Here is a 24,726-nt window from a genome sequence, read left to right as displayed (position 1 = left end):
GTCGACCGCGAGTCGACGGGCGCCGGCCGGGGGCCGACCGGGGCTGGCCGCGGGCCGACCGGGGCAGGCCCTGGGCCGACCAGTGCCAGTGGCGGGCCGACCGGCGTCGACCGCGAGTCGACGGGCGCCGGCCGGGGGCCGACCGGGGCAGGCCCTGGGCCGATCGGCGCCAAGCCCGCCGGTGCGGCTCCCGAGGCGGCTGACGCCGGCCCTCAGGCTGCCGCCGCCGGTTCCAGGGCCGCAGGCCCCGAAGCCACCGGTCCTGAGTCGGTCGGTTCCGGGGCGGCCGGCTCTGGGGCGGCCGGTCTTGGGGCAGCGAGTTCTGGGTCAGCCGGTCCCGAGTCAGCCGGTCCCGGGTCAGCCGGTTCCGGGTCAGCCAGTTCCGCGCGTCCCGGAATCGGGCAGCGGGCGGCCCAGGGGGCCAAGGCGGGGGTGAAGGTGGTCGGGCGGGCGGTGTGGAAGCTCGCTCGGGTGCTCTGGTCGCTGGAGGGCGAGCTGGACAAGCGTCCGCAGGGGCGGGTCCACCACCAGGTCATCGGGATGCTGCCGCTGGTCGGCGCGGTCGGCGACTACTTCGGCGAGCGGCACGGCGGCAAGCGGGTGCGCCGGGAGGCGCTCGCCTGGTTCGCCGCCGAGGCCGCCCGGAAGGCCGCTCAGGACGCCGGGCGCCAGTAGCGGTAGCGGTGGTGCTCCGCGCAGCCCAGCGACTCGTACAGCGCGATCGCGGGCTTGTTGTGCTCGGCCACCTGGAGCGCCAGCGTCGTCGCCCCGCGCGCCGCGCCCCACGCCGCCAACTCCACCACCAGCGCCCGCGCCAGCCCCCGCCGCCGCGCCTCGGGGCGCACGGCCAGCCGCGCCACGTGCAGCACCTCGCCCACCACGGCCCCGCGCACCACCCCACCGGCCGCCCCACCGGCCACTCCACCGCCCCCGGCGACCGCCCCTCCCGAAGCAGACCCCGAACCACTCGGCCCAGCCACCGGCAGCGCGATCCCGAAGCCCACCGCCAGCCCCTCCGGGGCCAGCACGCGCCGCTGCGCGGGCGTCGGGTCGGGCTGCGCGGCCAGCTCCCACCAGCGCGCGTCCGGCTCCTCGGGCACCGACACCGCGTACCCGCCGCGCGCCACCCCGCAGGCCACCCCGCCCGCGGCAGCACCCGCGGCGCCACCCACCGGACCGCCGTCCCGCTCCGTGGACCCGCCCCGCGCGTCCCCGAACCCCGTCAGCGGCCCGCTCATCACCAGCGACTCGACCCCTCCGGGGTGGTCGAGGTCCGGCTCCCACCCGGCCGCCGCCAGCCCCGCCTCGTGCTCCGACCCGAGCACCACGTGCGCCAGCGGCGGCACCCCGTGCCCGGCCGCGAACGCGCGCACCGCCTCCAGCGCCTCGCCCAGCGGCACACCCGGATCACCCGTGGTCAGGGCGCTGTTCGCCCGTCCGGTGAACCCGTCCGCCGCGCGCAGCCTCCACCCCCCGAGCGGTTGGTCGACGAGCGCGGGCCAAGCGGTCGCGCAGTGCTGCTCCAGAGCGGTGATCGGGTCCACCGCCACATCCTGCCGCACCCCCGCCCCGAAGCGAGGTCGTCCGTTCTGGCAGGTGGGATGGGAGTTTGATAAGGCGAGCCTCACCGGCGCGGCGGGCGCGCAGCCGCGTACCCTCCGCTGTGCGCGGTGTGGACTAAGAGACAGAGCAGGAGAGCGCAGTGACCTATGTGATCGCCCAGCCGTGCGTGGACGTGCTCGACAAGGCGTGCATCGAAGAGTGCCCCGTCGACTGCATCTACGAAGGCGACCGGATGCTCTACATCCACCCGGACGAGTGCGTCGACTGCGGTGCCTGCGAGCCGGTGTGCCCGGTGGAGGCCATCTACTACGAGGACGACGTCCCCGACGAGTGGTCCGCCTACACCAAGGCGAACGTGGACTTCTTCGACGACCTGGGCTCGCCCGGCGGCGCGTCCAAGGTCGGCAAGGTCTCGGCGGACCCCGCGTTCATCAAGGCCCTCCCGCCGCAGGCGTCCCACGAGTGACGCTCCACCGCTCGCTCCCGGACTTCCCCTGGGACTCGTTGGCCGACCACGCCGCCACGGCGCGCGAGCACCCCGGCGGTGTGGTCGACCTGTCCGTCGGCACACCGGTCGACCCGGTGCCCGACGTGATCCAGCGGGCCCTGTCGTCGGTGTCGGCCGAACCGGGCTACCCGACCACGCACGGCACCCCCGAGCTGCGCGAGGCCGTCGTCGGGTCGATGGCCCGCCGCTACGGCGTCACCGGCCTGGACCCGGCCGCCGTGCTGCCGACCATCGGCTCGAAGGAGCTGGTGGCCTGGCTGCCGACGCTCCTCGGCGTCGGTCCCGGCGACGTGGTCGCGATCCCCGAGCTGGCCTACCCGACCTACGAGGTGGGGGCCCGGATCGCGGGCGCCGACGTGGTGCGCCTGGCGGACGGCGAGACGCCGCCCGCGGGCGTGAAGCTGGTGTGGCTGAACTCCCCGTCCAACCCGACCGGCCGGGTGCTCGACGCGCCCGCGCTGGCGGACGCGGTCGCCGCCGCCCGCGAGGCGGGCGCGGTGGTCGCCTCGGACGAGTGCTACCTGGCGCTGCACTGGAGCGCCGAGCCCGTCTCGGTGCTGGACGAGCGGGTCAGCGGCGGGTCGCCGAGCGGCCTGCTCGCGGTCCACTCGCTGTCCAAGTCCTCCAGCCTCGCCGGCTACCGGGCGGGCTTCGTCACCGGTGACCCGGAGCTGGTGTCCGGGCTGCTGGAGGCGCGCAAGCACGCGGGCATGATCGTGCCCAGGCCCGTGCAGGCCGCGATCACGGCCGCGCTGAACGACGACGCGCACGTGGCCGACCAGCGCGAGCGGTACGGCAAGCGGCGCGCGCTGCTGCACGCGGCGCTCACCGGAGCCGGGTTCCGCGTCGACCACTCCGAGGCGGGCCTGTACCTGTGGGCCACCAGGGGCGAGGGCGCCTGGGACACCATCGCCTGGCTGGCCGACCGGGGCGTGCTGGCCGCGCCCGGCACGTTCTACGGCCCCGGCGGCTCCGAGCACGTCCGCGTCGCGCTGACCGCGAGCGACGAGCGCGTGGCGACCGCCGTGGAGCGGCTCGCCCGGTAGGTCCCCCGAACACCGCGAGAGCCGGGTCGCAGCGCAGCGGCCCGGCTCTCGCGTTCGCGGACGCGTCCGCGGAGGGATCAGCGGAGGGGGATCAGTCGTTGGCGTGCAGGACCGAGTTCAGCTCCACCCCGGTGCCCTTGCGGGCCCGCACGCGCACCGCGCCGGTCACCGAGTCGCGGATGAACAGCAGGTTCGACACCCCGGACAGCTCGCCCGCCTTCACGACCGTGCCGTCGTCGGCGGTGACCTTCGAGGACGCCGTCACGTACAGCCCGGCCTCGACCACGCAGTCGTCGCCCAGCGAGATGCCGATGCCCGCGTTCGCCCCGATCAGCGACCGCTCGCCCACCGAGATGACCTGCTTGCCGCCGCCGGACAGCGTGCCCATGATCGACGCGCCGCCGCCGACGTCGCTGCCGTCGCCGACCACGACCCCGGCCGAGATGCGGCCCTCCACCATGGACGTGCCGAGCGTGCCCGCGTTGAAGTTCACGAAGCCCTCGTGCATGACCGTCGTGCCCGGCGCCAGGTGCGCGCCCAGCCGCACCCGGTCCGCGTCCGCGATCCGCACGCCCGACGGCACCACGTAGTCGACCATGCGCGGGAACTTGTCCACGCCGTACACGGTGACCGCGCCGCGCGAGCGCAGCCGCAGGCGGGTGGCCTCGAAGCCCTCCACCGCGCACGGCCCGTGGTTGGTCCACACCACGTTGGCCAGCAGGCCGAACACGCCGTCCAGGTTCACCCCGTGCGGGGCGACCAGCCGGGACGAGAGCAGGTGCAGCCGCAGCCACACGTCGTAGGTGTCGGCGGGCGCGGAGTCCAGCGAGGCGATGCCCACGCGCACGCCCACGACCTCGACGTCGCGCTCCGCGTCCACGCCGAGCAGCTTCGCCGCGGCCTCGCCCAGCTCGGCCGCGACCTCGACCGGCGACAGCCGGGCGGTGCCCGCCTCGGTCTCGCCGAGCCGGGGCGCGGGGAACCAGGTGTCCAGCACGGTCCCGTCGGAGGTCACGGTCGCCAGTCCGACGCCGTGCGCGCCGGTGGTGGTGTCTTCGGTGCTCACAGCGCCAAACGGTAACGTGCCGGGCGTGGCCGACACCCTTGACCTCACCGCCGATCCCGTCACGCTGACCGCCGCGCTCGTGGACGTGCCGAGCGTCTCGGGCGACGAGCAGCGCATCGCCGACCTGGTCGAGCGGTCCCTGCGCGAGCAGACCGCCCTGGAGGTCGTCCGCTCCGGCAACACCGTCCTGGCCCGCACGAACCTCGGCCGCGAGCGGCGCGTCGTGCTCGCAGGCCACCTGGACACGGTGCCGGTCAACGACAACCTGCCGTCCCGGCTGGAGGACGGCGTGCTGCACGGCCTCGGCTCGGTGGACATGAAGGGCGGCGACGCGGTCATGCTGGCCCTCGCGGGCACGCTCACCGACCCGCGCCACGACCTCACGTTCGTGTTCTACGACTGCGAGGAGGTCGAGGCCAGCCGCAACGGCCTCGGCCGCGTCGAGCGCGAGCTGCCCGAGTGGATGGCGGGCGACCTGGCGATCGTGTGCGAGCCGTCCAACGGCGTCATCGAGGCGGGCTGCCAGGGCACGATCCGGGTGCAGGTGCGGGCCACCGGCAAGCGCGCCCACACCGCGCGCGGCTGGATGGGCGTCAACGCCATCCACCTGCTCGGCGACGCCATCGCCCGGCTGCGCGACCACGAGTCGCGGGTCGTGGAGATCGACGGCTGCACCTACCGGGAGGGGGTGCAGGCCGTGGGCATCACCGGCGGCGTCTCCGGCAACGTCGTGCCGGACGAGTGCGTGCTGACCGTCAACCACCGGTTCGCCCCCGACCGCACCCCGGCCCAGGCCGAGGCGCACCTGCGGGAGCTGTTCGACGGCTACGAGGTCACCGTCACCGACTTCGCCGCGGGCGCCCTGCCCGGCCTGGCCTCGCCCGCCGCGCGCGAGCTGGTCGAGGCGGCGGGCGGCACCCCGGTCGCCAAGCTCGGCTGGACCGACGTGGCCCGCTTCGCCGCGCTCGGCACGCCCGCCGTGAACTTCGGCCCCGGCGACCCGCTGCTCGCCCACACGCAGCAGGAGAACGTCCGGGTGAACGAGATCGGACACTGCTACGAAGTCCTGTCGCGCTTCCTCAGCGCGAGGCCCTGACCGGTCTAGACTCCGGCCAATGAGCGAGAACGGCGCGGACGAGCACCCGAAGGAGAAGCAGCGCGGCCCCGTGGTGCTGCGCCGCGAGCGCAACAAGGAGCTCACCACGACGGACCAGCGCCTGCTCGACTCGCGCGGCCCGAGCGACTGGGTGCACACCGACCCGTGGCGGGTGCTGCGCATCCAGGCCGAGTTCGTGGAGGGCTTCGGCGCGCTCGCGGGCATCCCGAGCGCCGTCACCGTGTTCGGCTCGGCCCGCACCGAGCGCGCCCACCCCGAGTACGAGGTGGGCAGGCAGCTCGGCGGGGCGCTCGCCGAGGCCGGGTTCGCGGTCACCACCGGCGGCGGTCCCGGCGCGATGGAGGCGGTGAACCGGGGCTGCTCCGAGGCGGGCGGCTACTCGGTCGGCCTCGGCATCGAGCTGCCGTTCGAGCAGGGCCTGAACCCGTGGGTCGACCTCGGCGTGAACTTCCGCTACTTCTTCGTCCGCAAGACCATGTTCATCAAGTACTCGCAGGCCTTCATCTGCCTGCCCGGCGGCTTCGGCACCCTGGACGAGCTGTTCGAGGCGCTGACCCTGGTGCAGACCAAGAAGGTCACCAAGTTCCCGGTCGTGCTGTTCGGCCGGTCCTACTGGCAGGGCCTGTACGACTGGGTGCGCGACTCGGTGCTGGACAGCGGGAAGATCGGCGACAAGGACCTGGCGCTGCTGCACCTGACCGACGACGTCGAGGACGCGGTCCGGGTCGTCAAGGAGGCGCACCAGGCGTGGGGGGAGGCGCACTGATGGGCGAGCTGACCGTGACGGTGTACTGCGGGTCGCTCAGCACCGTGCCGCAGAGCTACCTGGACCTGGCGACCGACGTGGGCAAGCGCATCGCGGGCCGGGGCTGGGACCTGGCCTGGGGCGGCGGGAAGCGGTCCATGATGGGCGCGGTGGCGCAGGCCGTGCGCGACGGCGGCAGGCGCACCACCGGCGTGATCCCGCGCTCCCTGGTGGAGCGCGAGTGGGCCGACAGCGACGCGGACGACCTGCTCGTGGTCGAGACCATGCGCGACCGCAAGGCGCTCATGGAGGCGCACGGCGACGCGTTCCTGGCGCTGCCCGGCGGGATCGGCACGCTGGAGGAGCTGTTCGAGGTGTGGACCTCGCGCACGCTGTCGATGCACGCCAAGCCCGTGGTGCTGCTGGACGTCGACGGGCACTACACCGGGCTGGTGCGGTGGCTGGAGGAGTTGCGCGACCGGGGGTTCGTGGCGCCCGCCGCGATGGGGGTGCTGACCATCACCGACGACGTGGACGCCGCGCTGGACGCCTGCGCGAGCTGACGGGCTCCCGACTGGTTTTGCGAGGAGCGCCCCGGTCCTCGCGGCCGGGGCGCTCCTCACCGTTCAGCCCGAGAACGGCACCTCCAGCGCCGACCCGGCGCCGATCGGGACGGCGGGGGCGCGCGTGCCGACGCTGCCGTACCGGCCGTCCACGGTGTCCACCACCAGCGCCAGCCGGTTGCCCGCGCCCACCTGCCACAGCGCGGGTTCCAGCTCCAGGTCGACCACCCGGCTGCCGGGCTGGACCACCACCGGCTTGTGGCTGATCAGCGCGCCGAGGCCGAGCGCGTTCACCTCGTACAGGTAGGCGAACAGCGAGGTCTCGGCCGCCGCCGTCACGCTCAGCCGCACCTTCGGCGTGCCGCCGACGAGCGCGCCCGACCGCAGCACCGGGCCGGTCCACACCGCCGCGCCCGACCGGTCCACCAGCGGCAGCGCCACCCCGGTCGGGATCTTCAGGAACGCCTGGAGCGCGCCGCTCACCAGCACCGTCCCGCTGTCCGCGACGGTGGCCCGCCCCGCGCCGAAACCGGTCTCCGCCAACGGGATCGACTCGCGGGCGGTGGTGACCGCCGCCCACGACGGGTAGGTCCGCCACGCGCCGCCGTTGGTGGGGCGCAACCACACCGGGGCCTCCCGGTCGACGCCGTTGGCGACGCCGCGCAGGTGGTGGTCGAACCAGCGGCCGACCGCGTCCCACACCTCGTTGGGCAGCCCGGCGGCCCCGAACAGCTCGGACGTGGCGTGGTCGCCGGGCGTGAGCAGGAGCCGCTTCGGGCCGGTGAGCTTCGCGAACAGGTCGGTGATCTGGCCCGGCGGGAACAGGCCGTCGTTCCAGGCGTTGCCGATCAGCACGGCCGCGCGGCTGAGCGCCGGGACCCTCGTGGACGGCGAGCGGGGCGGCGAGATCGGCACGACGTCCTCGAACCGGCCCTCCCGGTACGCGGTCTCGGCGTCCCTGAGCACCTGTCCGGGGCGGCCGGTGAGCTTGCCCGCCGTGAGCAGCAGGTCGACGGCCTGGGAGCTGACGGTCTCGTTGGGGTAGAGCGACCGCGCGAGGTCGGACCAGGTGCTCAGGGCGGCCACGGCCTTGACCCTGGGGTCGGCCGCCGCGGCGAGCAGCGACTGGCCGCCGCCGTAGGAGATGCCCGCGACGCCGATCCTGGCCGGGTCGGCGTCCAGGTTCGTGATGCCCCAGTCGATGACGCGGCTGACGTCGGCGACCGTGGCGGTCCCGGCGACGTCGATCTCGCCGCCGGAGTCGTGGAAGCCGCGGCTGGTGTAGCTGATGACCGCGTAGCCGGAGCGGTAGGCCAGCTTGGCGGCGGCGCCGACGTACTCGATGCCGCTGACCGCCCAGCTGGACGGCATCACCAGGAGCGGGTGCGGGCCCGTGCCGGTGGGGGTGACCACGAAGGCGCGCAGCGGTGTGCCGCCCTCGCCGGGGATGGTGCGGTAGGTGATCGAGGCGACCTGGGCCTCGGTGGTGGTCGGCGCGGGCGCCGCGGTGGCGGTGGCGGCTGTGGCGAGCAGGAGCAGGGGGGCGAGCAGCAGGGCGAGTGATCGGCGCACCAGGTCCTCCTTGACCGTGAGCTGGATCACGCAGGGTGCGGTTGAGTCAAGTGGCGGCTACTGACGGGTAGCAAGATCCTGTGAGGCAGCTCACACTGAGCGAGGGCGTGGCACGATGCCCCCATGCGGTTCGGCACACGCGACGTCCCCACAGACCGCGCGCTGGTCATGGCGATCGTCAATCGGACGCGGGACTCCTTCTACGACCGGGGCGCCACCTTCACCGACACCGCCGCGCTGGCCGCCGTCGACCGGGCGGTCGCCGAGGGCGCGGACGTCGTCGACATCGGCGGGGTGCGCGCGGGCGCCAGGGGCGAGCACGTCGACGCCGCCGAGGAGGCGCGCCGGGTCGTCCCGTTCGTCGCCAAGGTCAGGGAGCGGCACCCCGACCTGGTGATCAGCGTCGACACCTGGCGGCACGAGGTCGGCAGGGCGGTCTGCGAGGCGGGCGCCGACCTGATCAACGACACCTGGGCGGGCGCCGACCCGGAGCTGGCCGAGGTGGCCGCCGAGTTCGGCGTCGGCCTCGTCTGCTCACACACCGGCGGCCTGCCGCCCCGCACCGACCCGCACCGCGTCCGGTACGCCGACGTGGTCGCCTCGGTCGTCGAGGAGCTGGTGGCCAGGGCCGAGCTGGTGACCTCGCTGGGCGTGCCCAGGGCGGGCGTGCTGATCGACCCGACCCACGACTTCGGCAAGAACACCTGGCACGGCCTCGAACTGCTGCGGCGGCTGGACGAGCTGGTCGCCACCGGCTGGCCCGTGCTGATGGCGCTGTCCAACAAGGACTTCATCGGCGAGACCCTGGACGCGGACGTCGGCGACCGGGTCGACGGCACCCTCGCCGCGACCGCGCTGGCCGCGCGCAGCGGCGCGCGGGTGTTCCGCGCCCACGAGGTCCGCCGCACCCGGCAGGTGGTCGACGTGGTCGCGGCCGTCGCGGGCACCAGGCCGCCCGCGCGGGCGCTGCGCGCGCTGGCCTAGCGGGCGCGCCCGACCGGGTCCTCCCGCTGTGGTCCGGTGAGCGGGAACCATAAACTCCGAACGCATGAAGTCCGACGCGCTGCGCGGTCACCTGGAAGGTCTCCTGCTGGCCACGCTGGACGGCGCGAGGCTCCACGGCTACGCCGTCATCGAGGCCCTCCAGCGGCGCAGCGGCGGCGCGCTCGACCTGCCCACCGGCACCGTCTACCCGGCGCTGCGCAGGCTGGAGGCCGCGGGGCTGGTCGCCAGCGAGTGGAGCACCGTGGGCGGCAGGCAGCGCCGCACCTACCACCTGACCGACCGGGGCGACCTGGCGCTGGCCGCCGAGCGCGCGGAGTGGCGGCGGTTCGCGGCCACGATCGAGGGCGTGCTGTGCGCGCCGGGGCGGGCGCCCGAGGCCGTCCTCGGGTAGCCGGGGCGCGCGCCGGGTCCGCGTGCCCGAAGTCGTCTGCGGGCGTGACGCGCCGCAGCGGCGCGCGTGCCGCCGGTGGTGTGTGCGGCGACGGTGGTGTGTGCCACGATCGTCGGTGTGACCACAGCGCTCCTCTACCTCGTCGTCATGGCGCTAGTCGCCGCGGTGGTGTTCCTGCTGGCCTCACTGCTGTTCGGGCGCGGGGAGGAGATGGCGCCGCTGCCGCCCGGCGCGTCCCCGACCAGGCTGCCCGCCGACCGGGTGACCCCGGAGGACGTCCGCGCGCTCCGGTTCCAGCTGGTGCTGCGCGGCTACAAGATGTCCGAGGTCGACTGGGCCCTCGGCAGGCTGGCGGGCGAGGTCGAGCGGCTGAGCGAGCGGGTCGCCGAGCTGGAGGGGCTGGTCCCCGAGGGCGCGCTCCGCGAGCGGGACGCCGTCGAGTCCGCCGAGATCGGGCCCGGCGTGGCCAGGCCCGAGAAGCGCGTCGCCCAGCCGGGCGCCGTCGAGGCGGGGGCCGCCAAGGCGGGGACCGCCGGGGTCGGGGTCGCTGAGTCCGGGGCCGCTGAGCCGGGGACCGCTGCCCCCGAGTCCACCGCGCCCGAGTCCACCGCGCCCGGCGCCGCCGCTCCGGTGGCCGCCGAGTCCGCGTCGGCCGGCAGCGCCGCGCCCGGTTCCGCCCCCGCCACCTCCACCGCCTCCACCCCCGGCTCCACCGACCCGGCCGAGCCCGCGCGGGAACCCCAGCGTGACCCGGCTTGAGCTGACCGTCCCGGTCGCCGCGCCCGCGCGCGTGACCTGGGCGGCGGTCACCGACTGGGAGCGCCAGGGCGAGTGGATCCTGGCCACCTCCGTCCGCGTCACCTCGGGGCCCGGCCGGGCGGTCGGCGACGAGTTCACCGCCGTCACCGGCATCGGCCGGTTCGGCGTCGTGGACCCCATGCGGATCACCCGGTGGGAGCCGCCGTCGCTGTGCGCGGTCGAGCACCTCGGGCGGGTGGTGCGGGGGACCGGCGAGTTCCGCGTCGCCCCGGTAGGGGAGTCGGCCTCCGAGTTCACCTGGGTCGAGGACGTGGTGCTGCCCGCGATCGCGCGACCGGCCGTGCTCGCGGGGGTCCGGTACTCGCTCGCCAGGTTCGCCAGGTTCGCCGAGCGCTACCGCGTCGACGGGGAGGGGTGAGCGTGGTCCAGCGCTGCGCGTGGGGCGACTCCAGCCCCGACTACGCCGAGTACCACGACACCGAGTGGGGCGTCGAGCTGCACGGCGAGACCGAGCTGTTCGAGCGGATGTGCCTGGAGTCGTTCCAGTCCGGGCTGTCCTGGATCACCATCCTGCGCAAGCGGGAGAACTTCCGGACCGCGTTCGACGGGTTCGACCCGAAGCTCGTCGCCGCCTACGACGGGGACGACGTCACCCGGCTGATGGGTGACGCGGGCATCGTCCGCAACCGGGCCAAGATCCTCGCGGCGATCGGCAACGCGGCGGCGGTGCTCGCGCTGGACGAGCCGCTCGACGGGCTGCTGTGGTCGTTCGCCCCCACCGGGCCGAGGGCGCGCCCCGCGACGGCGGCCGACGTCCCGGCGATCACGCCCGAGTCGACGGCGATGGCGAAGGCGCTCAAGCGCAAGGGCTTCGTGTTCCTCGGCCCGACCACCTGCTACGCGCTGATGCAGGCCACCGGCATGGTCGACGACCACGTCGAGACCTGCTTCCGCGCACACGAGGCCGACCGGGGTGCGGCTGATCGGGGTCCGGCCGACTAGGGCTCTACCGGCTGGGGCGCGGCTGGCCGGGGCGCGACCTGCTGGGGCGCGGCTGGCCGGGGCGCCGCCGAACCGGTCCCGTCGTCCGGCCCGGTGAGGTGCGCGAGCGCGCCGATGATCCGCAGCTCGATGTCGTCCGGCCAGGGGAACGCGCGGGTGACCGACCGCTGGTGGGCGAGCCCGTGCAGCCCCATCCACAGCGCGACCGCGTCGGCGAACAGGTCGTCGCTGGTGGCCCGTCCCGCCTCCACGCACGCCCCCAGCGCCTCGACCAGCACCTCCAGGGGCGCGTTGCCCAGGGACATCAGCTCGTCGGCGGTGATCGACGTGGTGTCCAGGTCGGGCATCCACAGCCCGCCGAACAGGGTCCGGTACCGGCCGGGGTGGGCGCGGGCGACCTCCAGGTAGGCCAGGCAGATCGCGACCAGCCGCTCGCGCGGGTCGACCTCCCGGTCGCGGGCCTCGCGCAGCTGGACGGCCAGCGCCTCGAACTCCCGCCGCACCACCGCCATCATGATCGACGGCTGGTCGGGGAAGTGCGGGTAGATGGACGGCGCGGCGATGCCGATCCGCCGCGCGACCGACCGCAGCGTGACCAACCGCTCGTCACCCTCCTCGTCCAGGATCGCGGTGGCGGCGTCGACGATCTCCTCCCGCAGCTTGGCCCCCTCGCCCCGGCGGTTCCGCCTGCGGGCGGGCTTGCGCGCGGAAGCCCCGGCCGTGCTGTCCACAGCCGCGCCGTCCACAGCCGCGCCATCCCCGGCAGGGCTGCCCTCGGCGGGGACGTCCCCGGCAGGGCTGTCCCCGGCCGCGTGCGAGACGTCCGCGCCTGCGTCCCGCGCACCCGCGCCCGGCGCGCCAGCGCCCGCGCGCACCCCCGCGTCCCGCGCACCCGCGCGCACCCCCGCGTCACCCGCGCCCGTGCCCGTGACCTGGGTTTCCGCTGTCTCCGCCACCCCTGAGCTGCTGTTCTCCACCGCGTAACCATACACCGTGAAGTTTACGGCCGTGAGGGCTTGCGCGCCCTGAACTAACACATGTAGCTTTACGGCTGTAAGCACAACGGTCCCACCAAGAACACCCCCAGGAGAACCCCCATGACCAGCGCCACCGCCACCCGCGCCACCGAGGTCGTCCTCCCCGCCGCGGTCGAGCCGGAGGGCCTCCAGGTCCGCGTCCGCGACCTGCCCGCCCTCACCGACGGCCAGGTGGTCCTGCGCATGGACGCGACCGGCGTCTCGTTCGCCGAGCAGCAGATGCGCCGGGGCAAGTACTACGACCAGCCCGCGTTCCCCTTCGTCCCCGGCTACGACGTGGTCGGCACGGTCGTCGCCACCGGCCCCGGCGCGGACCCCGCCCTCACCGGCAAGCGCTTCGCCGCCGTCACCAAGACCGGCGCGTGGGCCAGCCACCTGGTGCTCGACGCCGCCGACCTGGTCCCCGTCCCGGACGGCCTCGACGCGGCCGAGGTCGAGACCGTGGTGGTCAACGGGATCACCGCCTGGCAGATGCTGCACCGGGTCGCCAAGGCCCGAGCGGGCGCGACGGTCGTCGTCCTCGGCGCGAACGGCGGTGTCGGCAGCACCCTCGTCCAGCTGGCCAAGCACGCGGGCATGACCGTCATCGGCACCGCCTCGCCCCGCCACCACGACACCGTCCGCGCGCTCGGCGCCACCCCGGTCGACTACCGCGACCCCGCCATGCACGACCGCATCCGCGAGCTGGCCCCCGACGGCGTGGACGCCGTGTTCGACCACGTCGGCGGCAAGGCCCTGGCCGAGTCGTGGAAGCTGCTGCGCAAGGGCGGCACGCTCGTCTCCTACGGCACCGCCGCCACCAAGGACGTCGAGGGCAGCTCGCAGCTCCCGGTCCTGGCGCTGTTCGCCCAGCTCGCGATGTGGAACTACTCGCCCAACGGCAAGGGCGCGCACTTCTACAACTTCTGGGCGGGCCTGCGCAACCGCGCGGAGTTCCGCGGCAAGCTCGTCGAGGACCTCACCCAGGTGCTGCGCCTGCTCGCGGACGGCGTCATCACCGCCAAGGTCGCCGCCCGGTTCCCGCTGTCCGAGGCCTCCGCCGCGCTCGCCCTCGCCGAGTCCAGGACCGTGCTGGGCAAGGTCGTCATCGTCCCCGAGGTGTGAGCGTGGCCCGGCCGCGCGGGCGCAGGGGCCAGGGCGCGCTGCTGCGGGACGACATCCTGGCCGCCGCGACCCGCCTGCTCGACCTGGGCGGCGAGCACCGCGTCACCCTGCGGGCCGTGGCCCGCGAGGCGGGCATCACCGCCCCGTCGATCTACCCGCACTTCCCCGACCCGCCCTCGGTCCTGAAGGCCGCGGCGGACGCGGGCCGCGCCGAGCTGGCCGCCCTGCTGACCGCCTCGGCCACCCGCTCGGCGGACCCTCGGCGCAGGCTGCACGACGCGTGCCGCGCCTACCTGGACTTCGCCACCACCCGCCCCGGCTGCTACCGGGTCATGTCCGACCACCCGGACGAGACCGCCCCAGGGGCCCCGACCACCGGCCACCTCGCGGCCCTGATCGCCGAGTGCGCCGCGACCGGCCGCTCCACCAGCACCGACCCGGAGGCCGACGCGGTCGCCCTGTGGCTGGGCCTGCACGGCATCGCCCACCAGCGCGCGGCGCACCGGCTGTTCCCCTGGCCCGCCGACCTGGTGCCCGACCTGGTCACCGCGCTCTCCGGCACCACCCGGCGCGCCGGACCGAACCGCTGAACCCGCTCCACCCACCACTCCCGGGAGGAACCGCCATGTCCACCACCACGATCGCCACCCCCGCCGCCCCGGCCACCGCGCCCCGCGAGGTCGACAACCGCTCCGCGTACGTCGCGTTCGGCCTCGCCTACCTGCTCGGCCACGGCGGCGCGGCCCTGTCCCACGGCGCGGACCCGGTCCTGGCCCTGCCCGGCTGGCTGCCGACCGCGTTCCTCGCGACGGGCCTGGCGGCGGGCTCGGTGCTGAGCACCGTCGCCGCCGTCCGCGCCAAGAAGGGCCTCGGCAAACCCGAGGCCACCACCGCCTCGCTGCTCGGCGCCATCTGGGTCACCGGCTTCGCAGCCCTGTTCCTGCTGATCACCGCGCTGGCCGACCTGACCGGCTCCGCCGACCTGCAGAGCGTCCTGTGGCCGACCGGGTCCGCGCTGGTGGTGGGCATGATCTACCTGGCCGAGGGCTCGGCCCGGCGCAACGCCCTGCACTACGCCCTCGGCACCTGGCTCGCCCTGGTGGCGGGCGCGGCGATCTTCCTGGGCGGATCGGGCCTGTTCGGGGCGCTGGCCGTGGCCGGTGGCGGCGCCTACCTGATCGCGGCGGTGCTGGAGCGCCGCAGGCTGGTCGGCGCGGGCGCGCTCGCCTGACCCCCGTGCGCGGGCAGCGGGGACCGGGCACCCGGCGCCGATCCGGCGCCGGGCGCCCGGCCGTCCCGCCTACCGCCCGGTGAACCGCGCCTCCCGCTTGCCCACGAACGCCGCGACCCCCTCGCGGTGGTCCTCGGTGGCCCCGGCCTCGGCCTGCGTGCGCGCCTCCACGGCCAGCGACTCGTCGAGCGTCCCCCAGGCCGCCGCGAGCGCCTCCTTGATCTTCGCGTAGGCCACCGTCGGCCCGGCCGCCAGCCGCGCCGCCAGCGCGTGCGCCGACCCGGCCCGCTCCTCGCCGGGCACCACCCGGTTCACCAGCCCGATCCGCAGCGCCTCCTCGGCGCCCACCGGCTCGCCGAGCAGCAGCAGCTCCGCCGCCCGCCCGGCCCCGACCAGCCGGGGCAGCGTCCAGGACGCCCCGGAGTCCGCCGTCAGCCCCACGTTCGCGAACGACATCACGAACCGCGCCTTCTCCGACACCACCCGCAGGTCGCACGCGAACGCCAGCGACGCCCCGGCCCCGGCCGCGATCCCGTTCACCGCCGCCACCACCGGCTTCGGCATCGCCGCGATCGCCGAGACCAGCGGGTTGTAGTGCCGCTCCACGGTCTCCAGCGGCGCGGGGTCGCCGGACTCCAGCAGGGCGACGTGCTCCTTCAGGTCCTGCCCGCCGCAGAACGCCCGGCCCGAACCGGTCAGCACCACGGCCCGCACCGACCCGTCGGCCGCCGCCTCCCGCACGGCCGCCAGCAGCGCCTCCTTCAGCGAGGTGGTCAGCGAGTTGAACGCCTCCGGGCGGTTCAGCACGAGGGTGCGAACGCCGTCGGCGTCGTCGACGAGGAGTTCGGACACGGGGGGACCTCCGTCAGCTAGGGGTTTGCTCGGCTCAACCGGACTCCTGCGCCTCGCGCGCGCCCGCAGGGGCCAGGCAGTCGTCCACGAACTCCCGCGCCGCCCCCGCCAGCCGCCCGGTGTGCCGGTCGAAGAACGCGGCGGCCTCCGCCCCCGCCCACCCGGCGGGCAGCAGCTCGTCCGGCAGCCCCGGATCGCGGAACAGGAACTTGCGCCACGCGTGCAGGAACCGCTGCGAGGCCGCGAACGCCACCGGCGGCGACCCGCCGTCCACAGCGGACACCACCGGCTCCCACTCGGCCACGAACCGCGCGTAGTCCGCGCCCAGCTCCGCCAGGTCCCACGCCCGCGCCGCCAGCTCGGACGGCTCGCCCTCGTGCTCCCCGAGGAACACCGAGGCCCCCACGCCCTCGGCCGCCAGCACCCCGCGCAGCTCCGGCGACGGCCTCGGCGCGATCCAGGTGACCGGCCCCAGCGACCCGTACCCGAGCAGCTGCAGCGACGGCGCGACCCGCTCCCGCACCTCCCGGTTCGGCGCCTCGTCCAGCACCACCACGTGCCAGCGACCGTCCCAGGTGGACGGCCGGGTGCGGTAGATGCGCGCCGCCGCCTCGTCGAGGCGGGTCTCCGCGCGGGGCGTCATCGCGTAACCGGGGCCGTCGGGCAGCCGCACCGGCTCCAACCAGCCCTGCCTGACCGTGCGCGACACGGCCGTGCGCACCGCGGGGGGCGCGAAGTCCAGCGGTTCCAGCAGGCGGACGAGGGCGGCGATCGTCGCGGCGCCACCGCGCTGCCGCAGGTGGCCGCCGTACACGTCGAACAGCGCGGAACGGGCTCGCACGAGGTCCGAGTCTGTCAGGACGGCCCCACGACACGCCACAGCCCCGGATTTCCTCACGGCCGGGTGACACGCCCGGTGTGACGGAGAAGTCTTTGCGGTACCGCCATCCTGGGCGTGATCAGGGCGTTGTCGGAGGGGGAAACCGCCGTTCCGGACGGGCGGAAAGATCGGTTCGGTTTCACTGTGCAGTCTGCATAGGGGAGAATGGGCGCCGTGTTCCGGCCCAGGTCGGAACGGGGAAGATCTGACGGAGGGAGCACGCTATGGCGGCCATGAAGCCCCGGACCGGCGACGGTCCCCTTGAGGTGACCAAGGAGGGGCGGGGCATCGTGATGCGCGTTCCGCTGGAAGGCGGTGGGCGCCTAGTGGTCGAGATGTCGGCCGACGAGGCGAACGCGCTGGGCGACGCGCTCAAGGCGGCCGCGGGCTGACCTGCCGGGACGAAGCCTCAGCGCCCCGGTTTCCCGAGCGGAACCGGGGCATCGCTTCGTCGTGCTCCGGAACGCAACCCCAGGAAACTCCAGGAGGAACGCCGCCGTGCACGTGCCGCTGCCCACCCCGCTGGTCGCCGTAGAGGTGGCCGACGAACCCCGTCCTGGCGTGCCACCGGTCGTGCTGACCGATGACGAAGCCGGGGAGACCCGCAAGGACGACGAGGGCCGCTGGCGGCTCGGAGTCGGGGGCGGGAAGCCCGCGCACTGGCGGCGCGCGGGCGCGGCGCTGACGCGGGAGCTGGCGGGCAGCGGCGCGCGGTTCGACGTCGAGCTGACCGACGCGGCCGACGCCGAGTCGGTGCGCGCGTTCGTGCTCGGCGCCGTCCTCGGCGGCTACAAGTTCAGCCTGACCAGCGGCGACGCGCCCGAGCGGGTGGAGTCGCTGCGCCTGGTCGCGCCCGACGAGGGCTACACCGACGTGCTGGCCGCCGAGGCGTTCCGGGCGCACCTGCTCGCCTCGGCCACCGCGTTCAACCGCGACCTGGCCAACGCGCCGTCCAACGTGAAGGACCCGGCCTGGGTGGCCGCCGCGGCGGTCGACGCGGCGCGCGGCACCCCCGGCCTGCAGGTGCAGGTCCGGGACGAGAAGTGGCTGGCCAAGCGCGGCTTCGGCGGCGTCCTCGCGGTCGGCGGCGGCTCCACCCGGCCGCCGAGGCTGGTCGAGCTGACCTGGCGCGGCGGCGACGGGCCGCACGTGGTGCTGGTCGGCAAGGGCATCACGTTCGACACCGGCGGCATCTCGGTCAAGCCCGCCGAGGGGATGCACCTGATGCGCACCGACATGTCCGGTGGCGCCGCCGTCATCGCCGCCGTGGTCGCGCTGGCCCGCCGCGGCTCACCGGTCCGGGTGACCGGCCTGGTGCCGCTGGCGGAGAACCACGTGTCCGGCTCGGCCTACCGGCCGGGCGACGTGGTGCGGCAGTACGGCGGGACCACCACCGAGATCGGCAACACCGACGCCGAGGGCAGGCTCGTGCTGGCCGACGCGCTGGCGTACGCGGTGGACGAGCTGGAGCCGGACGTCCTGGTCGACGTGGCGACGCTGACCGGCGCGATGAAGGTCGCGCTGGGGCTGCGCACGGGCGGGTTGTTCAGCAACTCGGACGCGGTCGCGGAGGCGCTGGCGGGCGCGGGCGAGCGCGTCGGCGAGGCGTGGTGGCGGATGCCGCTGCTGGAGGACCACGCGGACGACGTGCGCGGCCAGCTCGCCGACCTCCGCCAGACCCCGCCCGGCCCCGGCGGCATCACGGCGGCGCTGTTCCTGCGCGAGTTCACCGGCGGACTGCCGTGGGCGCACCTGGACATCGCCGGGCCCGCGCGCGCCGAGGAGGCGCACGACGAGGTCGTGCCCGGCGCGACGGGCTTCTCGGCGCGGACCCTGGTGGAGTTCGTGGAGGCGTACAAGGGCTGAGCGGACGCCCGGCGTCGGCGCGGGTCACCCCCCCCCCGCGCCGGGCTCCGGCGCGCTGGTCGGGGGCGCGCCGCCCGGGTGTCAGCCCGCCGACCGGGTGTCAGCCAACCCGGGAGTCGCTGACCAGGGGCCCGCTGATCGAGGGCTTGGCGACCGGGGGCTTGCCGACCGGGTGCTCGTTGATCGCGTGGTCGCGGAAGACGCGCACGGCGGGCGGCAGCGGGTGGTCGGTGGGCCAGACCAGGGCGATGCGGCGCTCGGCGCGCGGCAGGAGCGGCAGCTCGACCAGGTCGGTGGGGTGGTCGGCGGCGGGCAGCACCGCGACGCCCAGCCCGGCCGACACCAGCCCGCGCACCGTCTCCGTCTCCTGCCCCTCGAAGGCCAGCTCGGGCGTGAACCCGGCCGCCGCGCACAGCTCGTCGGTGATCTGCCGCAACCCGTACCCGCGCTCCAGCCCGACGAACGCCTCACCCGCCAGGTCCGCCACCCGCACCGCCCGCCGCCGCGCCGCCAACCGGTGCGAGGCGTGCACCACCAGCACCAGCTCCTGCCTCCGCAGCACCCGCCAGGCCAAGCGCCCCACCGCCCCGCCGGCCTCGGCGCCCGCCGCGCCACGGGCCGCATCCCCGCCGGCCGCATCGCCCGCTGTGCCGCCAGCCTCGGTGCCCGCCGCGCCGCCGGCCACATCCCCGCCAGCCGCACCGCCCGCCGCACCACCCGTCGCCCCGCCCCCCGCCTCCGCCCCCGAAGGCGGCGGCGCGATCAGCGCCAGGTCCACTCCGCCGTCCGCCAGCCGTTCCAGCAGCACCTGCCGCGAGTCCTGCACCAGCCGGAACCGCACCGCCGGGTGCCCGTCCCGGAACCCCCGCACCAGCCCCGGCACCAGCGACCGCCCCAGCAGGTGCAGGAACCCCAGCGCCACCTGCCCCCGCTCCGGGTCCACCTCCTCGGCCGCCGCCCGCCACCCCGCCTCCAGCGCCGCGACCGCCCGCTCCGCCGACTCGGCCAGCAGCCTCCCCGCCCTGGTCAACCGCACCCGCCTGCCGTCGCGCACCACCACCGGCGCCCCCAGCGCCTCCCCGAGCGCGGCCAGCCACCGGCTCACCGTGGGCTGCGGCACACCGGCGTGCTCGGCCGCGCGCGTCAGGTGCTCGTCGGTCGCCAGGAACCGCAGCACAGCGAGCTTCGGCGCCAATTCATCCATCACCGCATGAATTTTCCCCGAACAGCGCATTGGACGCATTGTTTAGCGTCGACACCATGACCAGGCTGACCACGGCCACCGCCGCGACCGGGTTCGCGACCTTCGCCCTGCTGTACGCGCCGCAGCCCGTGCTGCCGCAGCTGGCGGCCGAGTTCGGCCTCGACCCGAGCGGCGCGTCGTTCGCGATCGGCGCGGCCACCGGCGCGCTCGCGCTGGCCGTGGTGCCGCTCGCGACCCTGTCCGAGCGCCTCGGCCGCAGGCGGGTCATCGTCTGGTCGCTGGCCGTCGCCGCCGCCGTCGGCCTCCTGCTGCCGCTGGCCCCGGACTACCCGGTGTTCCTGCTCCTGCGCGTCCTGCAGGGCCTGGCGACCGCCGGGGTCCCCGCCGCCGCGATGGCGTTCCTGGCGGAGGAGGTCGGCGCGCTCGGCGTCGGCGCCGCGATCGGCGCGCTGGTGGCGGGCAACAGCGCGGGCGGCATGGTCGGCAGGCTCGTCGCGGGCGTCGGCGTCGACTGGCTCGGCTGGCGCGCCGCGCTGGCCCTGGTCGGCGCGTTCGGCGTGCTGTGCGCGGTCCTGGTGGCCCTGTTCCTCCCGGACGGCACGACCCGCCGCGCCCCCTCCACCCGCTCCGACGTGCGCGCGGGCCTCGTGTCGGCGGTCTCGGACCCGGTGCTGCTGTGCCTGCACGCGGTGGGCCTGCTGGGCACGGCCGCCTTCATCTCCCTGTTCAACGCGATCCCGTTCCGCCTGGCCGCGCCGCCCCTGTCCCTGCCCGCGCGGTTCGCCGCACTGGTGTTCCTGGCGTACGCGGCGGGCGGTCTGTGCTCGGCGCTCGCGGGCAGGCTGTCCGACCGCGTCGGCCGCGCGGCGGTGGCGGTCGGCGCGCTGGGCGTGGCCGCGACCGGCGCGCTCCTGACCCTGCCGGACGCCCTGCCCGCCGTCGGCGCGGGCCTGCTGCTGTTCACCGGCGGCTTCTTCGCCGCCCACGCCACCGCCAGCGCCTGGGTCGGCGCCCGCGCGCGGGCCAAGGGCCAGGCGTCGGGCGTCTACCTGTCCGCCTACTACCTGGGCAGCAGCGCGGGCGGCGCCCTGGGCGCGACGGCCTACGCCGCGTGGGGCTGGTCCGGCCTGACGGCGGCGATCACCTGCTGGCTGGCGCTGGCCGCCGCGGCGATCGCCCTGGCCCACCTGCTCACCGCCCGCGCCCCCGCTCAGAACTCCAGCGGCACCACGACCCCCGGATCCGCCGCGATCTCCACGTCCCCCACCCGCGGCAACCGCTTCCGCCCGGACTCCAGCCCGAACGTCACCGACCGCGCGTCCGCGGGCACCTCCACGACCACCGCGCCGGGGAACACCTGACCGCCCCCGCGCGTCCCCACCACCGGGGCCCGCGTCCCGTCCGGCAACCGCACGTCGAACATCGACGCGGTCAACCCGGCCCCGTCCGAGTCCGGCAGCCCCTCGGCGCGCAGCCGGAACTCCACCAGCGCCCGGTCCGCCCCGGACGCGGTGACCAGCTCGTGCCGCAGGTCCGCGCTCACCGGCCGCTGCCTGCCCATCCGCACGCCCGCCACGGTCAGCGACCCCCGCGCGCCCGCGACCCGCACCCCGAGCCCGACCTCGGCGAACCGGTCGGGCACGGCCTTGCGCCGCAGCGCCGCGGGCGGCTGCCCCAGCGGCTTCCCGGACGGCAGCTCGATCCGCTGCTCCAGCGACCGCGCCCCGACCGTGCTCAGCGCCAGCGCGTGCGCGCCGGAGCCCTCGCCGACCGGCGCGGTGTACACCAGCCACGCCGTCCCCCGCTCCGGCAACCGGTCCAGCGGCACCACCCGCCGCCTGCCCGGCAGCTCCAGCGCCAGCTCCGACGGCTGGGGCCGCCACCCCCGCCAGCTGTCCCGGTCGAACGCCGGATCGGTCTCGTCGTGCCGGTCCACCTCGATCCGCAGCACCCGCAGCCCCACCCCGTGCTCGGCGCGCAGCTCCCCGGCCCCGGTGGGCCACGACGCGGGCTCGGCGCGCCCGGTGACCCGGACCTCCAGCTGGTCGTCCCGCACCACCGCCCCGTCGACGGCCTCGACCGCGCCGCCGTCCTCCAGCACGGCCAGGTAGTCCGGCCCGGCCGCCTCCACCCGGACCTCGTCCGGGACGCTGGTGAGCCCGTCGGCCCGGACGAGGTTCCCGACCGGGACGCTGCGGTTCCCCGCACCGGGCACCTGCGGCGGCTGCACCTCCAGCCGCACCCCCGAGTCGGACTCGGCGACCCGCTTCATCGGGATCGGCACCCAGTCCACCCCGCCCGAGGTGCCCGGCACCTGCACGGGCCCGCACCACAGCCTCGGGTCGACGTCGGCCTTGCCCGGCCCGGTCCTGGCGAACCAGCAGCTCACCCCGCCGCCGACCCGCGCCACGTAGCCCAGGTTCAGCGCGTAGCTCATCTCCGACTCGCCCGCCGCCTGGAGCGCGGCGGCGTCGAGCACCAGCTTCCCGCCGAGGGTCGGCGGGGCCTGCGCGCCGCGCGCGCTCGCCGTCGAGCAACCCCCGACGGCGAACAGCGCCACCACCGCCACCACTCCGGCGAACCGCACAACCGCACCCCCAACCGGTCGGGGGTGTGCCGCCGCGGTTCGGCGACAAACACCCACCGCCCTTTAAAGGCCTTGGGGGAGGTATTCAGGTTGCACAAATTCACCTGTGTCGTGAATCACAAACAGGTTTAATCCGGCGGAGCAACTTTTCTAGCGCGTGTTTTCCAGGGCGGCGCGGTACACGTCCACCGTCTGCTCGGCGACCGTTCCCCAGGAGAACTCCCGCACCGCGCGCTCCCGCCCCGCCGCGCCGAACGCCGCCGCCCGCGCCGGATCGGCCAGCAGCGCGTTCACCGCGTCCGCCAGCCCGGCCCGGAACCCGGCCTCGTCCGAGGCGTCGTAGTGCACCAGCAGCCCGGTCTCGCCGTCCCGCACCACCTCGGGGATGCCGCCCACGTCCGAGGCCACCACGGCGGTCCCGCAGGCCATCGCCTCCAGGTTCACGATCCCCAGCGGCTCGTACACCGACGGGCACACGAACACCGCCGCCCGGCTCAGGATCTGCTTCACCTGGTCCGCGGGCAGCATCCCCTGCAACCACACCACCCCCGGCCGCGCCGCCGACAGCTCGGCGACCGCGACCCGCGTCTCCTCGGCGATCTCCGGGGTGTCCGGCGCGCCCGCGCACAGCACGACCTGCGCCTCCGGCGAGATCCGGTGCGCCGCGGCCACCAGGTGCCCGACGCCCTTCTGCCTGGTGATCCGCCCCACGAACGCCACGATCGGCCGGTCCGGGTCGATCCCGTTGGCCACCAGGGCGTCCACGCCGTCGACCGGCCGGTACTCCTCGGTGTCGATCCCGTTGCGCACCACGTGCACCCGCGCCGGGTCGAGCGCCGGGTAGCAGTCCAGCACGTCGGCCCGCATCCCCTCGCTCACCGCGATGACCGCGTCCGCCGCCTCGTACGCGGTCCGCTCCACCCACGACGACACCCGGTACCCGCCGCCGAGCTGCTCGGCCTTCCACGGCCTGCGCGGCTCCAGCGAGTGCGCCGTCACCACGTGCGGCACCCCGTGCAGCAGCTTCGCCAGGTGCCCGGCCAGGTTCGCGTACCAGGTGTGGGAGTGCGCCAGGTCGACCCCGCCCAGCGCCGCCGCCATGCCGAGGTCGGCTGACAGCACCCCCAGCGCGGCGTTCGCCCGCGCCAGCTCCAGGGCCGGGTTGTGCGCGGTCGCGTCGGGCCTCGGCCCGCCGAACGCGTGCACGTCCACCTCGACCAGTTCGCGCAACCTCGGCACCAGGAAACCGACGTGCACCCCAGCCCCGCCGTAGACCTCCGGCGGGTACTCCCGAGTCAGCAGTCCAATTCGCACACCGGTCACGGTAGTCGGCCCCATTGGGGCGGCCGGGTGAACAGGCGGCCAACCGCGTTGTTCACCGCACTTGGCCATTGGTGGGGCGGCTTCCCGACGGTTAGGGTCATCACCGTGAAGGGCCAACCGCACGTCCTGGGAATTGTCCTCGCCGGTGGTGAGGGAAAGCGGCTGTGGCCGTTGACCGCTGACCGGGCCAAGCCCGCGGTGCCCTTCGGAGGCAACTACCGGTTGGTGGACTTCGTCCTGTCGAACCTCGTGAACGCGGGCTTCGTCCAGCTCTGCGTGCTCACGCAGTACAAGTCGCACTCGCTGGACCGGCACATCTCCACGACGTGGCGGCTGTCCAACGTGCTGGGGCAGTACGTGACGCCGGTGCCCGCGCAGCAGCGCCTCGGCCCGCGCTGGTACACCGGCTCGGCCGACGCGATCTACCAGTCGCTCAACCTCGTGCACGACGAGAAGCCCGACCACATCGCGGTCTTCGGCGCGGACAACGTCTACCGGATGGACCCCGGTCAGATGCTCCAGCAGCACGTCGACAGCGGCGCGGGCGTCACCGTGGCCGGGATGCGGGTGCCGCGCGCCGAGGCCAAGGCGTTCGGCTGCATCGACTCCGACGAGTTCGGCAAGATCACCCAGTTCCTGGAGAAGCCCTCCGAGCCGCCGCACGTGCCCGGCGACCCCGAGGTCACCTTCGCGTCCATGGGCAACTACATCTTCACCACCGAGGCCCTGCTCGACGCCCTGCGCGACGACGCCGCCGACGCCGACTCGGACCACGACATGGGCGGCAACATCATCCCCGCCCTGGTGAACCAGGGCCGCGCGCACGTCTACGACTTCGCGGACAACAGCGTCCCCGGCGAGAGCGAGCGCGACCGGGGCTACTGGCGCGACGTGGGGACCATCGACGCCTACTACGAGGCGCACATGGACCTGGTGTCGGTGCACCCGGTGTTCAACCTCTACAACCAGTCCTGGCCGATCCGCACCGCGACGCCCCCGCTGCCGCCCGCCAAGTTCATCGCGGGCGGGAGCGCCGAGGACTCGATGGTGGGGCCGGGCTCGATCATCTCGGGCACCGTGCACGGGTCGGTGATCAGCTCGGACGTGGTGGTCGAGACCGGGTCGGTGGTGCAGGGCAGCGTGCTGCTGCCCGGCGTGCGGATCGGGCGCGGCGCGGTGGTGCGGCGGGCGATCCTGGACAAGAACGTGGTGGTGCCGGACGGCGCGCTGATCGGCGTCCACCCGGCGACGGACCGGTCGCGGTACACGGTCAGCGCGGGCGGCGTGACGGTGCTCGGCAAGGGC

The 24,726-nt window shown here is 75.2% G+C and carries 25 protein-coding genes and 1 pseudogene; 18 read left to right on the top strand and 8 right to left on the bottom strand.

The features are described from left to right. Positions 1 to 453: 453 nt before the first annotated feature. On the top strand, positions 454 to 675 hold the full coding sequence (locus ACTUAL_RS03920; RefSeq protein WP_440899296.1) for a hypothetical protein: 222 nt from the start codon (positions 454 to 456) through the stop codon (positions 673 to 675). Here ACTUAL_RS03920 and ACTUAL_RS03915 read toward each other — a convergent pair. After that, complete coding sequence (locus ACTUAL_RS03915; RefSeq protein WP_440899295.1) at positions 654 to 1,544, bottom strand: GNAT family N-acetyltransferase; 891 nt, start codon at positions 1,542 to 1,544, stop codon at positions 654 to 656. The genes ACTUAL_RS03920 and ACTUAL_RS03915 overlap by 22 nt on opposite strands. Before the next feature lie 158 nt (positions 1,545 to 1,702). Here ACTUAL_RS03915 and fdxA point away from each other — a divergent pair, with 158 nt between their 5' ends. Further along, entirely contained in the window at positions 1,703 to 2,029 is a 327-nt protein-coding gene (gene fdxA, locus ACTUAL_RS03910) for a ferredoxin (RefSeq protein ID WP_012783394.1), read from the top strand. Continuing rightward, the gene (gene dapC / locus ACTUAL_RS03905; protein ID WP_440899294.1) at positions 2,026 to 3,117 is read left to right on the top strand and encodes a succinyldiaminopimelate transaminase; all 1,092 of its coding nucleotides are present in this window, start codon (positions 2,026 to 2,028) and stop codon (positions 3,115 to 3,117) included. The genes fdxA and dapC overlap by 4 nt, the downstream gene beginning before the upstream one ends. 91 nt (positions 3,118 to 3,208) lie before the next feature. On the opposite strand, the gene dapD is transcribed toward dapC, so the two are convergent. Then, positions 3,209 to 4,183: a 2,3,4,5-tetrahydropyridine-2,6-dicarboxylate N-succinyltransferase gene (dapD, locus tag ACTUAL_RS03900; RefSeq protein WP_440899293.1), complete on the bottom strand. Its 975-nt coding sequence runs from the start codon at positions 4,181 to 4,183 to the stop codon at positions 3,209 to 3,211. Between the two features lie 25 nt (positions 4,184 to 4,208). Between dapD and dapE the strand changes: the two genes are divergently transcribed. Genes dapE through ACTUAL_RS03885 form a run of 3 tightly spaced genes read left to right on the top strand, consistent with a single transcriptional unit; the run spans position 4,209 to position 6,608 of the window. Beyond that, on the top strand, positions 4,209 to 5,279 hold the full coding sequence (gene dapE, locus ACTUAL_RS03895; RefSeq protein ID WP_440899292.1) for a succinyl-diaminopimelate desuccinylase: 1,071 nt from the start codon (positions 4,209 to 4,211) through the stop codon (positions 5,277 to 5,279). Between the two features lie 19 nt (positions 5,280 to 5,298). Beyond that, positions 5,299 to 6,066: a TIGR00730 family Rossman fold protein gene (locus tag ACTUAL_RS03890; protein ID WP_440899291.1), complete on the top strand. Its 768-nt coding sequence runs from the start codon at positions 5,299 to 5,301 to the stop codon at positions 6,064 to 6,066. After that, the gene (locus tag ACTUAL_RS03885; protein ID WP_440899290.1) at positions 6,066 to 6,608 is read left to right on the top strand and encodes a TIGR00730 family Rossman fold protein; all 543 of its coding nucleotides are present in this window, start codon (positions 6,066 to 6,068) and stop codon (positions 6,606 to 6,608) included. The genes ACTUAL_RS03890 and ACTUAL_RS03885 overlap by 1 nt, the downstream gene beginning before the upstream one ends. A 63-nt stretch (positions 6,609 to 6,671) precedes the next feature. On the opposite strand, the gene ACTUAL_RS03880 is transcribed toward ACTUAL_RS03885, so the two are convergent. Further along, positions 6,672 to 8,210 (bottom strand): CocE/NonD family hydrolase, encoded by a 1,539-nt coding sequence (locus tag ACTUAL_RS03880; RefSeq protein WP_440899289.1) that lies wholly within the window; start codon positions 8,208 to 8,210, stop codon positions 6,672 to 6,674. Between the two features lie 93 nt (positions 8,211 to 8,303). Here ACTUAL_RS03880 and folP point away from each other — a divergent pair, with 93 nt between their 5' ends. The 5 genes and pseudogenes from folP (at position 8,304) to ACTUAL_RS03855 (ending at position 11,337) form a co-directional block, all read left to right on the top strand. Then, a complete protein-coding gene (folP, locus tag ACTUAL_RS03875; RefSeq protein ID WP_096491527.1) occupies positions 8,304 to 9,164 on the top strand; it encodes a dihydropteroate synthase in 861 nt (286 codons plus the stop codon). 64 nt (positions 9,165 to 9,228) lie between these two features. Next, complete coding sequence (locus tag ACTUAL_RS03870; protein WP_440899288.1) at positions 9,229 to 9,576, top strand: PadR family transcriptional regulator; 348 nt, start codon at positions 9,229 to 9,231, stop codon at positions 9,574 to 9,576. A gap of 117 nt (positions 9,577 to 9,693) precedes the next feature. Further along, positions 9,694 to 9,990 (top strand): annotated as a pseudogene (locus tag ACTUAL_RS03865) (DivIVA domain-containing protein); the annotation flags it as partial. A gap of 331 nt (positions 9,991 to 10,321) precedes the next feature. After that, on the top strand, positions 10,322 to 10,753 hold the full coding sequence (locus tag ACTUAL_RS03860) for an SRPBCC family protein (RefSeq protein WP_440899287.1): 432 nt from the start codon (positions 10,322 to 10,324) through the stop codon (positions 10,751 to 10,753). A 2-nt stretch (positions 10,754 to 10,755) separates the two neighbouring features. Continuing rightward, complete coding sequence (locus ACTUAL_RS03855) at positions 10,756 to 11,337, top strand: DNA-3-methyladenine glycosylase I (protein ID WP_096491530.1); 582 nt, start codon at positions 10,756 to 10,758, stop codon at positions 11,335 to 11,337. On the opposite strand, the gene ACTUAL_RS03850 is transcribed toward ACTUAL_RS03855, so the two are convergent. Then, complete coding sequence (locus tag ACTUAL_RS03850; RefSeq protein ID WP_440899286.1) at positions 11,334 to 12,314, bottom strand: TetR/AcrR family transcriptional regulator; 981 nt, start codon at positions 12,312 to 12,314, stop codon at positions 11,334 to 11,336. The genes ACTUAL_RS03855 and ACTUAL_RS03850 overlap by 4 nt on opposite strands. Positions 12,315 to 12,434: 120 nt before the next feature. Here ACTUAL_RS03850 and ACTUAL_RS03845 point away from each other — a divergent pair, with 120 nt between their 5' ends. The 3 genes from ACTUAL_RS03845 to ACTUAL_RS03835 are packed head-to-tail and all read left to right on the top strand — an operon-like array spanning position 12,435 to position 14,709. Then, complete coding sequence (locus tag ACTUAL_RS03845; RefSeq protein ID WP_440899285.1) at positions 12,435 to 13,478, top strand: medium chain dehydrogenase/reductase family protein; 1,044 nt, start codon at positions 12,435 to 12,437, stop codon at positions 13,476 to 13,478. A 2-nt stretch (positions 13,479 to 13,480) separates the two neighbouring features. After that, the gene (locus ACTUAL_RS03840) at positions 13,481 to 14,068 is read left to right on the top strand and encodes a TetR/AcrR family transcriptional regulator (RefSeq protein WP_198320430.1); all 588 of its coding nucleotides are present in this window, start codon (positions 13,481 to 13,483) and stop codon (positions 14,066 to 14,068) included. Between the two features lie 35 nt (positions 14,069 to 14,103). Further along, positions 14,104 to 14,709, top strand: a complete 606-nt coding sequence (locus tag ACTUAL_RS03835; protein WP_440899284.1) for an ABC transporter permease — start codon at positions 14,104 to 14,106, stop codon at positions 14,707 to 14,709. A gap of 69 nt (positions 14,710 to 14,778) precedes the next feature. Here ACTUAL_RS03835 and ACTUAL_RS03830 read toward each other — a convergent pair whose 3' ends face one another. Then, positions 14,779 to 15,561: an enoyl-CoA hydratase-related protein gene (locus ACTUAL_RS03830; protein ID WP_440899283.1), complete on the bottom strand. Its 783-nt coding sequence runs from the start codon at positions 15,559 to 15,561 to the stop codon at positions 14,779 to 14,781. A 34-nt stretch (positions 15,562 to 15,595) separates the two neighbouring features. Further along, positions 15,596 to 16,402 carry a PaaX family transcriptional regulator gene (locus tag ACTUAL_RS03825; RefSeq protein ID WP_096491536.1) on the bottom strand — a complete coding sequence of 269 codons (807 nt, stop codon included), beginning with the start codon at positions 16,400 to 16,402 and terminating at the stop codon, positions 15,596 to 15,598. A 263-nt stretch (positions 16,403 to 16,665) separates the two neighbouring features. On the opposite strand from ACTUAL_RS03825, the gene ACTUAL_RS03820 reads away from it, so the two are divergent. Together ACTUAL_RS03820 and ACTUAL_RS03815 are read left to right on the top strand one after the other, a co-directional pair. Continuing rightward, entirely contained in the window at positions 16,666 to 16,833 is a 168-nt protein-coding gene (locus ACTUAL_RS03820) for a DUF3117 domain-containing protein (protein ID WP_012783412.1), read from the top strand. 106 nt (positions 16,834 to 16,939) lie between these two features. Further along, positions 16,940 to 18,307 carry a leucyl aminopeptidase family protein gene (locus ACTUAL_RS03815; RefSeq protein WP_096491537.1) on the top strand — a complete coding sequence of 456 codons (1,368 nt, stop codon included), beginning with the start codon at positions 16,940 to 16,942 and terminating at the stop codon, positions 18,305 to 18,307. A gap of 100 nt (positions 18,308 to 18,407) precedes the next feature. Here the strand turns inward: ACTUAL_RS03815 and ACTUAL_RS03810 are convergent, their stop codons facing one another. Then, positions 18,408 to 19,511, bottom strand: a complete 1,104-nt coding sequence (locus tag ACTUAL_RS03810; protein WP_440899297.1) for a LysR substrate-binding domain-containing protein — start codon at positions 19,509 to 19,511, stop codon at positions 18,408 to 18,410. A gap of 56 nt (positions 19,512 to 19,567) precedes the next feature. On the opposite strand from ACTUAL_RS03810, the gene ACTUAL_RS03805 reads away from it, so the two are divergent. After that, entirely contained in the window at positions 19,568 to 20,872 is a 1,305-nt protein-coding gene (locus ACTUAL_RS03805) for an MFS transporter (RefSeq protein WP_440899282.1), read from the top strand. A 1,376-nt stretch (positions 20,873 to 22,248) separates the two neighbouring features. Here ACTUAL_RS03805 and glgA read toward each other — a convergent pair. Beyond that, positions 22,249 to 23,412, bottom strand: coding sequence for a glycogen synthase (gene glgA, locus ACTUAL_RS03800; RefSeq protein WP_440899281.1), 1,164 nt, complete (start codon positions 23,410 to 23,412; stop codon positions 22,249 to 22,251). Between the two features lie 114 nt (positions 23,413 to 23,526). Between glgA and glgC the strand changes: the two genes are divergently transcribed. After that, a partial coding sequence (gene glgC / locus ACTUAL_RS03795; protein WP_440899280.1) for a glucose-1-phosphate adenylyltransferase occupies positions 23,527 to 24,726 on the top strand: 1,200 nt, incomplete at its 3' end.

This window comes from Actinosynnema sp., from assembly GCF_052038725.1.
The sequence above is the reverse complement of the archived record's forward strand: the minus strand, read 5'-3'. Positions and strand labels throughout refer to the sequence as shown.